The organism is Streptomyces rapamycinicus NRRL 5491 (assembly GCF_024298965.1).
Taxonomy (GTDB): domain Bacteria; phylum Actinomycetota; class Actinomycetes; order Streptomycetales; family Streptomycetaceae; genus Streptomyces; species Streptomyces rapamycinicus.
The window spans coordinates 615,811-629,590 of the sequence record NZ_CP085193.1; the positions used below are offsets into that span (position 1 = coordinate 615,811).

Sequence of the window (13,780 nt, forward strand, 5' to 3'; positions counted from 1 at the left end):
AGTCCACGGGCGGCGCGGTCGGCGGGGAGGGGTACCACTAACACCTGCGGCTAACGCTCCTTGTCCCGGCCGCTCCGCCGACGCGGTCCGGCACCGCGCAGCAGCCGCCTGACGCGGTCGAGCAAGGGCGCGAACACCAGGCTCAGGGCGCTGGGGGCCTTCACCGGCCCGGAGGGCGCCTGCCCCGATGTCGCCGCTTCGGTGACGGCGTCGGCGAACTGCTCGAACATCCGGCGGCTGACGTCACCGGCGAGAGCGCGACCGAACTGGGCGATGCGGCCGGTGAGATAGACCTTGGCGTCGGCGTGCATGGCGGTGCCGGTCCCGGTGGCCTCGGTGGTCAGTGTGATGTCCGCCTGTGTCTGCGCCCCGCCGGTGTCCTGGCCTTGCGCGATCGCCCGCAGCCGACCGGCCTCGCGGTCGTGTTCGAGGATCTGCGCCACTCCGTTGAAGGCCAGTTTGATCGGCCCCACGGAGACCCGGGCCCTGCCCGCGTAGTGGCCATTGCCGTAGTCGTCGGTGAGCTCCGCGCCCGGCAGGCAGCGCGCGAGCAAGTAGATGTCGTCGAGAACGCCCCAGACCCGGTCCTCGGGCAGGTCGATCTCCGTGGTGATCCGCACCGCGATGGTGGGATCGCCGCTGGGCAGCACGATGTCCTGGACGCTCGGCGACACCGTGTCCCCGGCCTCATCCGGACCGCCGGACGCGTCCGTGCCCTGCCCGGCCCGGCCGACCAGCGCCGTGCGCACGCAGTTGCCCGGCCCGGGGATGCCCTCGGGGTGTGCGCGCCGGGTCTGGTCCACCGCGGTGAGGATGTTCCGGTACCCGGTGCAGCGGCAGATGACGCCCGACAGCTCCTCCGGCAGCTCCTCCTCGGTGACGTCCGGCTTGTTGACCAGCAGGTCGTAGGAGCTCATCAGGAAGCCGGGGGTGCAGAAGCCGCACTGCAGGGCGTGGTGGCGCCCGAACGACTCCTGCAGCGGGTGCAGGGAGTCGGGCCGCCCGAGGCCCTCGACGGTGACGATGTCCGTCCCGTCCAGCTGCACGGCGAACAGCAGACAGGCGCGGGCCGCCTCGCCGTCGACGAGCACGGTGCACATACCGCAGACCCCGTGCTCGCAGCCGACATGCGTACCGGTGAGGCCGAGGTGGTCACGCAACGCGTCGGCCAGGGTGACCCGCGCCGGGAGGCTCAGCACCGTGGGCGTCCCGTTGACGGTCATCCTGACCTCGACCGGGTCGTCCGCGCCGGCCTTCACCGGGCGCGGCGTACGGGGCCCCGCCTCGCGGGACCCGGCTTCGCCGACGGTCACGTGGTCACCTCCTCGGCGCCATCGCGGGCGCGCTCGTAAGCCTTGGACAGTTCCCGGCCGGCCAGGGCGAGCAGCAGCCGGCGCCGGTAGTCCCTGGACGCGTGGATGTCGCCGTCGGTGTCGACGATCTCCTCGACGACGGCGACGAGTTGTTCCTTGAGCCGACCCGCGAGCCCGTCGCCGCCGTCGTTGACCGCGGCGGCGAGCCGCTCGGAGAGATCACGGGTGACCGGCCGGTCGGACACGCCGAACGCGGTCATCGTCGCCTCCGGGCCGCCCGCGCGCAGACGTACCCGCACGGCGACGCCCGCGAGCGCGAAGTCGCCGTGGCGACGGGCGATTTCGGCGAACCCGAACCCCTCCCCCGCGGCGGCCACGGGCAGCCGTACGGAGGTGAGGATCTCGTCGGGGGTCAGCGCCGTGGTCATCGCACCGTGGAAGAACTCCCGGGCGGACACGCGCCGGTGGCCGTTCGGTCCGGACAGCGTCAGCTCCGCGTCGAGGCAGCAGGCCACGGCGGGAAGCTCGGCCGCCGGGTCGGCATGGGCGAGGCTGCCGCACACCGTCCCCCGGCTGCGCAGCTCGCGGTGGCCCACCCAGGGCAGCGCCAGGCGCAGCAGGGGAACGCTCGCGCCGAGCGGATCCCGCTCCACACGGCGCTGCCGTACGGTCGCGCCGATGTGCAGGGCCGGTCCGGAGCGGGTCAGCGCGCCGAGCTCTTCGACGGAGTTGATGTCGATCAGCGTGTCGGGGCGGGCGAGCCGCATGGCGAGCACCGGTGTCAGCGACTGCCCGCCCGCGATGACCTTGCCGCCCCCGCGGGTCTCCGCCAGTTCGGCGATCGCGTCGGAGAGGCGCGAGGGACGAACGTAGGCGAACGGTGCGGCTTTCATGGATCAGATCACCGGCCCTGGAACTTCGGGGCCCGCTTCTCGCCGAACGCGGCGACGCCCTCGGCGAAGTCATGGCTCGACCGCAGCATCGCGTACGCCTTGCGCTCCAGCTCGATCCCCGAGTAGAGCGGTGCATCGATCCCCTTGTCGAGCACCTCCTTGGCGGTGCGCAGGGCCAGTGGCGAGTAGCCCAGCATGGTCTTCACCACCCGTTCGACCTCCGCGTCCAGCGCCGCGCGATCGGGCAGCACGGCCGACACCAGGCCCCAGTCCCCTGCCTGCCGCGCCGTGATGCGGGTCGCGGTCATGACGTGGTACTTGGCGCGGGAGAGACCGATGAGCCGGGCGAGGCGCTGGGTGCCGCCGGAGCCGGGGATCATGCCCAGGCGCATCTCCGGAAGGGCGAACTCGCTGCGCTCGGTGGCGATACGGATGTCCGTGGACAGCGCGAGCTCGAAGCCGACGCCGAAGCAGTAGCCGTCGACCGCGGCGATGACCGGCTTCGGACTGCGGGACGGTGCCGTGATGTTCTGGCCCAGATCGGTGAAGCCGACGGGCTCCATCTCCATGAAGCCGGGGATGTCGCCGCCCGAGGTGAAGTGCTCGCCCTCGCCCCGGACGACCACGACCCGCACGTTCTCGTCCGCGTCGAGCTCGGCGAAGCGGTCGGCCATCGCCTGGCGGGTCTCCATGGTGACGATGTTGTACTTGCCGTGATCGAGGGTCAGGTAGGCGACACGTCCGTCGTGGCCGTGGTCCAGCCCGATCCGGCCTCCGGTCAGTGCCATGTCACAGGTCCCTTTCATTGTCGGTGCCGTTGAGCAGCTCGTTGAGCACGTTGCCGTGGAGGGGCAGAGTGGTGATGTCCACGCCCGCGGGAGCGAGCGCGTCGGCGACCGCGTTGGCGATCGCGACGGGAAGGCTCATGCTGCTGCCCTCACCGCAGCCCTTCGCGCCGAGGCGGGTGAGGGGTGAGGGGGTCTCGAGGTGGTCGCTGTTGAGCGCGTACCGTGTCTCGGCCGTCGTGGGACACAGGTAGTCCATGAACGTGGCCGTCGGTTGTCCGGCGTCGGTGTAGCGCATCTCCTCGAACATCGCGCCGCCCATGGCGTGCGCGAGCGCGCCGTGGATCTGGCCTTCGAGGAGCGTGGGGTTGAGGATGGTGCCCGGGTCGTGGACGGTCACCACCTTCTCGAGCCGGAGCTGCCGGGTCTCGGCGTCGATCGTCACGGTGGCGAGCTCGGCGACGAATCCGTAGCACAGGCTCGAGTTGATCTGGTCGTTCCGGCGGGCGGCCTTCGCCTGAGGCGGTGTGAAGGCGGCCTCCTCGTACAGCCGCGCGGTGGTGCCCTCGGGCAGCGCTCCGGGATCCCAGTGGACCAGCCCGGCCGCGTGCCGGAACAGCACCGACCGCTCGGGCTCGGCCCGGACCCGGACCCTGCCGTCGGCGAGTTCCACCTCGTCCCGGCGGACGTCCAGCAAGGTGGCACCGGCGACCTTGACGGTCTCGGCCAGCTTCTCACCGGCCTCGACCAGCGCGCTGGTCAGCAGGGGGGCGAACCGCGACGAATAGCTGCCGGAGGTCACCGTCCAGGGGGTGGTGGCGGTGTCCATCTCGACCACCGGACGGACCTGGTCCAGCGGCAGCCCGAGCTGTTCGGCGACCACGGCCTGGGCGACCGTGGCGTGGCCCTGCCCCTGCGGCACGGTGCCCAGCAGGACGGACACAACGCCGTTGAGGTCGACGCTGACGCGTACGTGTTCGGTGGAGCCGGACTTGCCGCGCCCCGCCGTGCGCTGTTCGGCCGGGGTGGCCAGGCTGACATAGCCGATGTTGGTCGCCGACGGGTCGACGATGGTGGCGACGCCGATGCCGTAGTACTCACCGCGCTCCCGCGCCGCGCGCTGCTCCTCCCGGAGTGCCTGGTAGTCGGCGTTCTTCAGCAGCATGTCCAGCGCCCGCTGGTAGTCGCCCGAATCGTAGACGCCGCCGGTCGGAGTGGCGTACGGGAAGTCCGCACTGCCCACGAGGTTGCGCTGCCGCAGTTCGACCGGGTCCAGGCCGCACACCCCGGCGATCTGGTCCATCAGCCGCTCCAGGCCGAAGTACAGCTGCTGGCCGCCGAATCCGCGGTTGAGTCCGGTGGGCGTCTTGTTGGTCACGACCGCGCGGGAGCGGATCCGCACGGCGTCGATCGTGTACGCGCCGGTGATGTTGCCGAAACAGCGGTACAGCGTGCTGGGCTCCGGCGGGCGGAGATACGCGCCGACGTTGTCCACCAGATCCGCGCGGAGTGCCCGCACCTCGCCGTCGGCGGAGACCGCGGCCTCGAACCACATCACGCGGTCGGATCCGGCGGAGCTCGCGAGCATGTGCTCGATACGGTCCTCGGTCCAGCGCACCGGGCGGCCGGCGTGCTTGCTGGCCAGCGCCATCAGGGCCACATAGGGGTAGATGCCGGCCTTGATGCCGAAGCTGCCGCCGTTGTCGGCCGGGATCATCAGCCGGACGCGTGAGGCGGGTACGCCCAGCGCCCCGGCCAGGACCGGGACCATGGAGAACGGCCCGTGGAAGTTCGCCCACGCCTGAATGCCCGGTCCGTCGGCCTCGTCCTGCCAGTGGGCGACGACCGCGTAGCACTCCATCGGGGTGGAGGAGTACCGCGGGAAGGTGTACTTGCCCTTCACCACGTGGTCGGCGGTGGCGAAGTGGCCGTCCACGTCGCCGAATTCGAAGGTCCGATCGGTCGCCACATTGCTGTCGGCGCCCTCGTGCAGTCGCGGGGCGTCGGGCAGGAGGGCCTTCTCGACGTCGACCAGCGGGGGCAGCGGATCGTAGTCGATCTCGACGAGTTCGGCGGCGTCCTCCGCGAGGTAGCGGTCCGCGGCCACCACCACGGCGACCGGTTCACCGACGAACCGGACCTTGTCGGTGCCCGTCGGGTAGTACGGCATGGGCGTCTTGAGGGAGAGCGGGAACGGCCGCAGTGTCGCGGCGACCTCATCGGGACCGATCACGGCGGCGACACCGGGGTGCCGCCGCGCCCGGTCGAGGCACACGCCGCGGATGCGGGCGTGCGGATGCGGGCTCCGGACGACCGCGGCGGTCAGGGTGCCCGGCAGCGGGTCGAGATCGTCGAGGAAGCGGCCCCGGCCGGTGAGCAGTGCGGGGTCCTCGATCCGTGCGGTCGGCCGCCCCGGCCGTTCCGTGGTCGCGGTCACGTGGTTCACCTGTCTGTCGCGGTGTCGCTGTCGGCCAGCGGGTGGTAGTCGCCGGAGCTCAGCCGGCGGCGGAGGATCTTGCCCGCCCCCGACTTCGGGATTTCCTCGACGGCGATGAGCCGCTTGGGGCGTTTGAGGGACGGCAGTCCGGAGCCCTCGCGCACATAGGAGCGGAGCTCGGTCAGCGCGTGGTCGGGGGCCGTCCCGCTCTCGGGGACGAAGAAGGCGGTGGCGGCCTGCCCCCAGCGGTCGTCGGGGAGCCCGACGACCACGACCTCGCTGATCACCGGACAGCCGATCAGCTTGTCCTCGATCTCGTCCGGATAGATGTTCTCGCCCCCGGAGTTGATCATGTCGTCGATGCGTCCGGTGACCCACAGGTCGCCGTCCTCGTCGGCGACGGCGAGGTCACCGGGGAAGTACCAGCCACCGCGGATCGACTTGGTGTTGGCGTCGGGCCGGTGCCAGTAGCCGGCGAAGGCGTCCGGGTTGCGCATGGAGACGGCGATCTGCCCCTGCTCGCCCGGCGCCACCTCGGCATCGGGCGGGGCGTCCGGGAACGGCTCCACCAGGCGGACCCGGGAGAAGACCCCCGCCCGGCCCGCGCATCCCGGCTTCGCGATGACGTCGGTCCCGACGGTGAAGGTGTAGATCTCGGTGGATCCGAAGTGGTTGACGAAGGACTCCGGCCGCAGCGTGTCCACCAACCGCTTCACCAGCGTCGGAGTCATCGAAGCGCCCGCGTAGGCCAGCTTGCGCACGGATGTGGCCTCCCCCAGGCGGCCGGTGCGCAGCAGCGACCAGTAGACGGTGGGCACCAGGTAGAGCGAACTGATCTTCTCCTGGGCGATGAGGTCGAGCATTTCCTCGGCGTCGAACTTCGTCTGGGGAACCCAGGTGCCCGCGGCGACGACGGTGGCGATGAGCGTGCGCAGTCCCATGGTGTGGAACAGCGGCATCACGCCGAGCGTCGTGTCGAAAAGCGACTGTCCGCTCTGCAGCAGATGGGCGACCGAGGCGTGGAACTCGGCGCTGTGCGTGCGCGGCACACCCTTGGGCCGGCCCGTGGTCCCCGAGGTGTACAGCATGACGCTGATGTCCCGTTCGGACACCCGGACGTCGAGCGGTCCGTCCGGCTGGTCGCGCGCCAGGCGCTCGATGGTCGCATCGAGCGGGTCCCCCGAGCGGATCCACGGAACCGCCTCGACGGAAGCGAGCGCCTCCTGCGCGAGAGCCGAGGTGGAGTCGTCGGCGATCACCAGCGCCGGCTTCGCGTCGGATATGCAGTAGGCGAGTTCCGAGGGGCCGAGGCGGAAGGACAGGGGTACGGAAACGGCTCCCAGCTTCTGCGCCGCCAGATGGAGGCCGGCCAGTGGTTCGCCTCCGGTGCTCAGCAGCACCACCCGTTCCCGGGGACGGACACCGAGCTCGGCCATCGCCCGTGCCAGCTGATTGGTGTGGCCGTCCCACTGTCCGTACGTCATCGGGGTCCTGCCACCCACCGCCCGGCGACGCGGATGGCGCTCGGCTGTCCAGCGCAGAACCGTGCTCAGGTCCATCGCGGTCCTCTCCATTCCACATGCGCCTGTCGGCGCCCGGCGGAAGCTTCCCGGCCGAATGGTGCGAGCTGCACCGTATGATTCAGACCATCGTGGGGTTGGAAGCTACGCCGACCTGAGGAAGGTGTCAACGGTCCGGAGACGACGACCGCGCCGCCCGGGCTTCCGGGCATGGCCGCACACAAGAAGCCGCCATGCCCCGCGGGGCATGGCGGCGTGTCACCGCGCGCCGGTCCTACCGGGTCGTCGGCCGCCTCTTCATGAACGAGAACTCACCGCGCTCGACGCGTTCCTGGACGCCGCGCCAGAACTCGCGCGCGGCGTATTCCATGCCCAGGCCCAGTTCGAGGGTGACCATACGGCTGGAGACCTCCTCGATCCCGCCGTAACGGCGCCGCATCTCCTCGTACTCCGCGATGCGCCGCTCGTGCTGCTCGATCTGGTCGCGGGCGAGGCGCGCCACGTCGTCCGGCTCCGCCAACTCGTTGAAGAAGAGCTTGATCTCCGCGATGTCGCGCAGTTCGAAGTGTTCCTTGACCGGCTCGGCCAGCCAGGCCCGCAGTGCGGCGTCGCCCGCCTCGGTGATCGTGTAGATCTTGCGCCGCCGCCCGGTGTCCTCCTCGTGCACGTCCAGAAACCCGGCCCCCTGAAGCCTTTTGGGCTCCGCGTACAGCTGAGCGTGCGGGAAGTTCCAGAAGTAGCCCACGGACCGGCCGATCGCGCGCTTGAGGTCGTAGGGGGTGGACGGGCCACGCATGGCGATCATCCCGAGAACCACGTACGACGTCGTCGAGAGCCGGAATGCTGACATGGTCCGAAGCGTACCGTGGCGCCCAGGGCCCTTTTGCCTCGGTGCGGGAAAGCGGCAGTTCACCACCAGCGCCCCGCCATGTTCGCCCGGCACCGCCGCCTTCGAAAGACGGGCGGGCACCGGCATGGCGGGGCGCGGGGGTCGGGCGGTGTGCGGTGCCGGGGCGGCAGGAGCGCGGCTCGCCGCCGGCTCAGCTCCCGGGTGTGAGCTCGAGGGTGTCGAGCACTCCGTACACCCCGAGGAAGGCGATCGCCACACTGCTGAGGACGAGGGCGGCGGTCAGCCAGGGGTTGGCGCGGAAGCGGGGCGGGACACCGGTGTAGCGCAGGCGCCAGACCGCGACCACGACCGCGAGCAGGAAGACGCCACCGCCGATGCCGCCGATCTGCACCATCAGGACCGGGGACTGGACCCACAGGAAGATGCACATCCACACCGGGGGCAGACAGCAGGTGAGGATGCGGATGGTGCGCGTGCGGACGCGCATGTCGTGCCAGTCGACCACTCCGAGCAGCCCGAGGGTGTTGGTCCACAGGCGGGGAACGCTGGCCGACGAGGCGACGGTGACCGAGAAGAGGACGGCGATCGCGCCGCCCAGGAACAGGTACTCCGCCCAGGGGCCGAGCGTGTCGGTGTAGATGTGCGACAGCGTGGTGATCATTTCGTTGCCCTCGGGCACCAGGCCCTGCGGATGGAGCACCGAGGCGCCGATCACGTAGAAGGACAGGGTGCAGATGGTGCACACGACCCAGGAGACGCCCACGTCGAGCCGCATGACCTTGAGCCAGCCCTCGGCCCGCCGGGCGCGCTGCTCGCTGCCGTCGTCGGGGCCGGTCCAGCGGGCGTAGCCCTTCTCCAGACACCAGTAGGTGTACGTCGTCATCTCGTCGGCGCCGACACCGGTGATGCCGAACATGGCGAGCGCGATGCCGACCGTGCCCGCGGGGATCTGGAAGCTCAGTCCGTCGGCGAACTGCTCGGGGCCGTATCCGAAGGCGGTGAACGGCAGGGCGAGGGCCAGGCCGAAGGTGATGATCGTCTTGAGCGTGATGCCGACGATCTCGACCCGCTCGACGACGGGGTACTTGCCCGTCTGCAGGATGAGGATGGCGGCGCCGGTCACGATGAGGGCCCAGATCGTCAGCGACGATGTGCTCAGCGACCCGCCGTGGATCGGCAGCAGGATCGAGCAGGCGGCCGCGGTGCCGCCGATGATGCCACCGCGCTGGAACATCTTGGCGAAGTCCATGCCGATCCAGAGCCAGTTGATCCAGCTCAGCCGGCCGATCCGGGGGCCGACGTCGCGGAAGCCGTCGAGCGCGGGCCGTCCGTTGAGGATGGTCCAGCGGGCCAGCTCCATCTGCACCCACACCTTGACCGCGGTCGAGACGATCACCAGCCACAGCAGGGCGAACCCGGCCTTCGCGCCGAGCGAGGTGGTGGTGATCAGCTCACCGGAGCCGACGACGGCGGCGGACAGCACGAGCCCGGGGCCGAGGTGGCGCAGCCGGCCGCGGAAGGCCTCGGGCGCCGGGCGGGCGTCCTCGGCGCGCAGCGCGTACGGATCGGTCTGCGCGGCGGGTGGCGGCGCCGCCGTGGCGCCGTCGGTCGTGGTGGACATAGCGGGTCCTTAGAGGATCTTCCGGCGCCGTCGCCGGTATCCGGAATGGGGACAGGGTGGTGTGGGGGCGTTTCGTGGCGCCGTGTGCCGCCGGGCCTCAGCGCGCCGGGTGGTGCGGCTCCGCACCCGCCAGTACGCGGACGACGTCCTCGGCCACCATCGCGCCCATGGCCTGGTTGGCCTCGGGCGTGCAGGCGGCCATGTGCGAGGTGAGGACGGTGCGCGGGGCCTCGCGCAGCGGATGGTCTTCGGGCAGCGGCTCGGTGCTGAACGCGTCGAGGGCCGCGGCTCCGAGGTGCCCGGAGCCGAGCAGGTCGGCGAGCGCGCGTTCGTCGACGAGGCCGCCGCGCGCGGCGTTGACCACGATCGCGCCCGGCCTCATCGCCGCCAGGCGGGAGCGGTCGAGCAGCGGAGTGCCGGACGGGTCGGGCGGAGTGTGCAGGCTGACTGCGTCGGCACGCGCCAGCAGGGCGTCGAGCGCGGCCGGTTCGGCACCGTGCGCGCGGACGTCGGCCTCGGGGACGTACGGGTCGTGGGCGAGCAGGTCCATCCCGAAGGCGCGGGCGTAGCCGGCCAGCAGACGGCCGATGCGGCCGAAGCCGACGATGCCCAGCGTCCTGCCGTGCAGTTCGGGGCCGAACAGCTTCGGCCAGCCGCCCGCCGCCACCGCGGTGTGCGAGGCGGTCAGGGAGCGGGCCGCGGACAGCAGCAGACCGAAGGTGTACTCCGCCACCGCACGCGAGTTGCTGCCCGGCGCGCACACCACCGGGATCGCGCGCGCGTGGGCGGCGGCCACGTCGATGGTGTCGACGCCGACACCGTGCTTGGCGATCACCTTGAGGCGGGGTGCGGCGTCCATCACCTCGGCGGTGATCGGGTCCATGCCGACGATCAGCGCATCCGCTTCGGCCGCGTGCGACAGGAGTTCGGCGGTGGGCAGCGCCGTGTCCTCGCGGGGGCGCAGGGGACCCGCTCCGGCCTCCTCCAGGATCTGCCAGGGCCGCGCCGAATGCCGGGCGAAGGTGGGTGTGGTGATGAGCGTGGTCGGCATCAGCGGGCCTCGCCGCGTGCCGCCCGGAGGTGGGACGTCGCGATCTGCTGGAGGTGCACGACGTCGGCCGCGACCGTCGCGAACGTGAAGCCTTCGGCGAGGCGACGGGCGGCGCTCTCGCCGTCGGCGTTGTGGATGCCGGCCGCGATGCCCACCGCCTCGGCCGCCTTGCGGACGCGGGCGAGGGCCTGCTCGAACTCGTCCTGCACGGCGGGGTCGGTGGACGTCGCGCCGCCGATGGCCAGGCGCAGATCGGACGGGCCGACGTAGACGCCGTCCAGGCCGGGGGTCGCGCAGATCTCCTCGAGGTTGGCCAGGCCGTCGGCCGTCTCGATCATCGCGAGGACGGCGGTCTGGTCGTGCGCGTCGGCCGGGTTCGGGCCGATGCGGAGCTGGGCGCGCATCGGACCGTACGAGCGCCGGCCCAGCGGCGGGTAGCGGACGGCGGCCACGGCGTCGGCGGCGTCCTGGGCGTTGTCGATCATCGGGACGATCACGGCGCTCGCTCCCGCGTCCAGCGCCTTGCCGATGTAGGTGAGGTCATTGGCCTCGACGCGCACCATGCCGACGGCGGTGCTGCCCTTGGTGTCGGTGGCGAGGAGGTTGTTCAGCATGCCCTGGTAGCCGAAGAGGCCGTGCTGGGCGTCGAAGGCCAGGTAGTCGTAGCCGACGCGGGCGAGGCGCTCGGCGGCGACCGGCGAATCGAGCAGGGACCAGTAGCCGATGAGCTGCTCACGATCGCGCAGTGCGGCGATGAACTGGGCGGAGGTGCGGCCGGTGGCCATGTGTGTCTCCCTTGCGACGTTGCGAGGTGGGCGGGCGGGGTCAGCGGTTGTAGGCGGGCATCGGCCCGCGCAGCCGGGCGCCGACCTCGTCGCAGGCGGTCAGGACGTCCGCGGGCAGCGGGCCCGCGGACGCGGCGGCGATGTTGGCCTTCAGGTGCTCGACCTTGGAGCCGCCGAGCAGCAGCGCGTCGGTGGAGGGCCGGGACAGCAGCCAGCGCAGGGCCAGGTCGGTCAGCGGCAGACCCGCCTCGGAGGCGATGCGGGTGAGGTCGGTGACGGCGTGGAACACCTCCTCGTTCCAGTACCGCTCGCGGTACATCGCGGCCACCTTGGAGTCACCGAAACGCCCGCTGTCCGGGACCTGATCGAAGCGGTGGCGGCCGGTGAGCAGCCCGCCGCCGAGCGGGTTGTAGACCACTGTGCGCAGTCCTGTACTGGCGGCGAATTCGACGTACTCCTCCTCGACGCGGCGCGCGAGGAGGTTGTGGAGCTGCTGGGCGACGACGGGGCGGGGGGCACCGGCCTCGTCGGCCACCCGGTTCAGCTCGGCGATCTGCCAGGCGGCGAAGTTGGAGACGCCGAGGGCGCGGACCTTGCCCGCCCGTACGAACTCGGCGACGGTCGCAAGGGTCGCGGAGAGCGGTGTCCGGCGGTCCGGCTGGTGCAGATAGAAGAGGTCGACGTGGTCGGTGCCCAGGCGCTTGAGGCTCCCGTCGAGCGCGGCCCGCAGACCCTCGGGTGAGAGCGGCGCGTGCTCGCCCTGGTCGGGGTGCGGGATACCGGCCTTGGTGGCCAGGACGATCCGGTCGCGGCGGCCCGGCAGCAGCTCGGCGAGGATGCGCTCGCTCTCACCGCCCGCGTAGCCGTTGGCGGTGTCCACGCCGGTGATGCCCGCGTCGAGCGCGGCGTCCACCATCGCGGCGGCCGTCGCGCGGTCGGCGGTGTCGCCGAAGGTCATCGTCCCGAGGACGAGCGGGGACAACGGGACGGGCACATGCGGGAGTGCGAGGCCGACGGTCACGGGCGGATTCCTTCCGAGGCGGGTGGTGCTGGTGATGCGGGTGTTGCTGATGGTGTCGGTGGTGCGTGGTGCGGATGGTGCGGTCGTACTCATAGGCGATCACATGCGTGATGTGCGCATCGCACATGGCGCCGGGTGGCTCCGCGGCCCCGACCGGTCGCCGCGGTGGCTCCCGGTGACGCATCGCGCGACGGCCGAGTGCGGTGCGATGCGATCTGCTGGGTAAGCCGGTCCGCCCCGCGTCCACGACGGCGACACGGTCCATGGGTGACGGCCGTCGGCGCCATGGGAACGCTCGCACGGTTGCGTAAATCACGCAAGATGTATCGCGCAGTTCACGCAGCCTATGCCATGATCCTCACTGGGCTCGACCGTGTTGTCCATCGACGGGGCCGGGCACTCGCCGCCGCGCATCGCCGTCGCGCACCGGCCCGTCCGCCCGGCCCCGCCTCGCCTCCCGCCTAGGAGTTGTCCCCATGCCCACCCCCCTCCCCCTCATCGCCGTCACCATGGGCGACGGTGCCGGTATCGGCCCCGAGGTCGTCGTCGCGGCCCTGCTCGACGACGCCGTGCTGACCCGCTGCCGCCCCGTCGTCATCGGTGACGCGCGGCGGCTGCGCGAGGCCGCCCGCGTCCTCGGCCTGGACTGCGAGATCGCCGCCGTAGACCATCCGCGCGACGCGGAGTTCACCCCCGGCCGCGTCAACGTGGTCGACCTCGGACTGCTCCCCGTCGAGCTGCCCTGGGGCAAGCTGTCGCGATTCGCGGGAGACGCCGCGTACGCGTACATCAGGCGCGCCGCCGAACTCGCCGTGGCGGGCGAGGTGCACGCCATCTGCACCGCACCGCTCAACAAGGAGGCCCTGCACGCCGCGGGCCACCTCTATCCCGGCCACACCGAACTCCTCGCCCATCTGACCGGGACCGAGGAGGTCTCGATGATGCTCTCCACCGAGAAGGTGAAGGTCATCCATGTCACCACGCACATCGGCCTGATCGACGCCGTCCACCGCATCGAGCCGGGCCTCGTCGAGCGCACCGTGCGCCGCGGCCACGAGGCGATGGTCCGCGCCGGCACCCCGAACCCCGTCATCGGTGTCTGCGGCATCAACCCGCACGCGGGCGAGAACGGTCTGTTCGGCTACGGCGAGGAGGACGAGAAGATCGTTCCGGCCCTGGAGAAGCTGCGCGCCGACGGCGTCGACGCCCGGGGTCCGCTCCCCGCCGACACCGCCTTCTTCCTCGCGTCACGCGGCGACTACGACCTGATCGTGGCGATGTACCACGATCAGGGCCACGGCCCGGTCAAGGTCCTGGGCATCGAGGCGGGTGTCAACCTCACCGTGGGCCTGCCCGTCATCCGTACCTCCGTCGACCACGGCACCGCCTTCGACATCGCCGGAACGGGCACGGCGGAACCGGGCAGCATGGTCGAGGCGCTGCGCCAGGCGGCCGGGATGGCCACGGTGCCGATCTCCCCGGCGGCCTGACGTGGTTGTCTCCC

General features: G+C 71.4%; 11 protein-coding genes. 1 reads left to right on the top strand and 10 read right to left on the bottom strand.

The genetic code is table 11. The features are described 5' to 3' along the window. Positions 1–50 precede the first annotated feature (50 nt). The 10 genes from LIV37_RS02735 to LIV37_RS02780 form a co-directional block, all read right to left on the bottom strand. The gene (locus LIV37_RS02735) at positions 51–1,313 is read right to left on the bottom strand and encodes a 2Fe-2S iron-sulfur cluster-binding protein (protein WP_020865563.1); all 1,263 of its coding nucleotides are present in this window, start codon (positions 1,311–1,313) and stop codon (positions 51–53) included. Next, positions 1,310–2,206, bottom strand: coding sequence for an FAD binding domain-containing protein (locus LIV37_RS02740; RefSeq protein ID WP_020865564.1), 897 nt, complete (start codon positions 2,204–2,206; stop codon positions 1,310–1,312). Before LIV37_RS02740 ends, LIV37_RS02735 begins: the two co-directional genes overlap by 4 nt. An 8-nt stretch (positions 2,207–2,214) precedes the next feature. Continuing rightward, positions 2,215–2,994 carry an enoyl-CoA hydratase/isomerase family protein gene (locus tag LIV37_RS02745; protein ID WP_020865565.1) on the bottom strand — a complete coding sequence of 260 codons (780 nt, stop codon included), beginning with the start codon at positions 2,992–2,994 and terminating at the stop codon, positions 2,215–2,217. Position 2,995: 1 nt separating this feature from the next. Beyond that, on the bottom strand, positions 2,996–5,428 hold the full coding sequence (locus LIV37_RS02750) for a xanthine dehydrogenase family protein molybdopterin-binding subunit (protein WP_020865566.1): 2,433 nt from the start codon (positions 5,426–5,428) through the stop codon (positions 2,996–2,998). A gap of 5 nt (positions 5,429–5,433) precedes the next feature. Further along, positions 5,434–6,987: a class I adenylate-forming enzyme family protein gene (locus LIV37_RS02755; protein ID WP_020865567.1), complete on the bottom strand. Its 1,554-nt coding sequence runs from the start codon at positions 6,985–6,987 to the stop codon at positions 5,434–5,436. 235 nt (positions 6,988–7,222) lie between these two features. Beyond that, positions 7,223–7,798: a PadR family transcriptional regulator gene (locus LIV37_RS02760; RefSeq protein WP_121825884.1), complete on the bottom strand. Its 576-nt coding sequence runs from the start codon at positions 7,796–7,798 to the stop codon at positions 7,223–7,225. A gap of 190 nt (positions 7,799–7,988) precedes the next feature. Further along, positions 7,989–9,419 (bottom strand): Nramp family divalent metal transporter, encoded by a 1,431-nt coding sequence (locus tag LIV37_RS02765; protein ID WP_020865569.1) that lies wholly within the window; start codon positions 9,417–9,419, stop codon positions 7,989–7,991. A gap of 97 nt (positions 9,420–9,516) precedes the next feature. Then, positions 9,517–10,470, bottom strand: a complete 954-nt coding sequence (locus LIV37_RS02770; RefSeq protein WP_020865570.1) for a phosphoglycerate dehydrogenase — start codon at positions 10,468–10,470, stop codon at positions 9,517–9,519. Beyond that, on the bottom strand, positions 10,470–11,255 hold the full coding sequence (locus LIV37_RS02775) for an HpcH/HpaI aldolase family protein (RefSeq protein WP_020865571.1): 786 nt from the start codon (positions 11,253–11,255) through the stop codon (positions 10,470–10,472). The genes LIV37_RS02770 and LIV37_RS02775 overlap by 1 nt, the downstream gene beginning before the upstream one ends. 40 nt (positions 11,256–11,295) lie before the next feature. Next, complete coding sequence (locus tag LIV37_RS02780) at positions 11,296–12,276, bottom strand: aldo/keto reductase (RefSeq protein WP_185058047.1); 981 nt, start codon at positions 12,274–12,276, stop codon at positions 11,296–11,298. Between the two features lie 476 nt (positions 12,277–12,752). Here LIV37_RS02780 and pdxA point away from each other — a divergent pair, with 476 nt between their 5' ends. Further along, the gene (pdxA, locus tag LIV37_RS02785; RefSeq protein ID WP_020865573.1) at positions 12,753–13,766 is read left to right on the top strand and encodes a 4-hydroxythreonine-4-phosphate dehydrogenase PdxA; all 1,014 of its coding nucleotides are present in this window, start codon (positions 12,753–12,755) and stop codon (positions 13,764–13,766) included. Positions 13,767–13,780 lie beyond the last annotated feature (14 nt).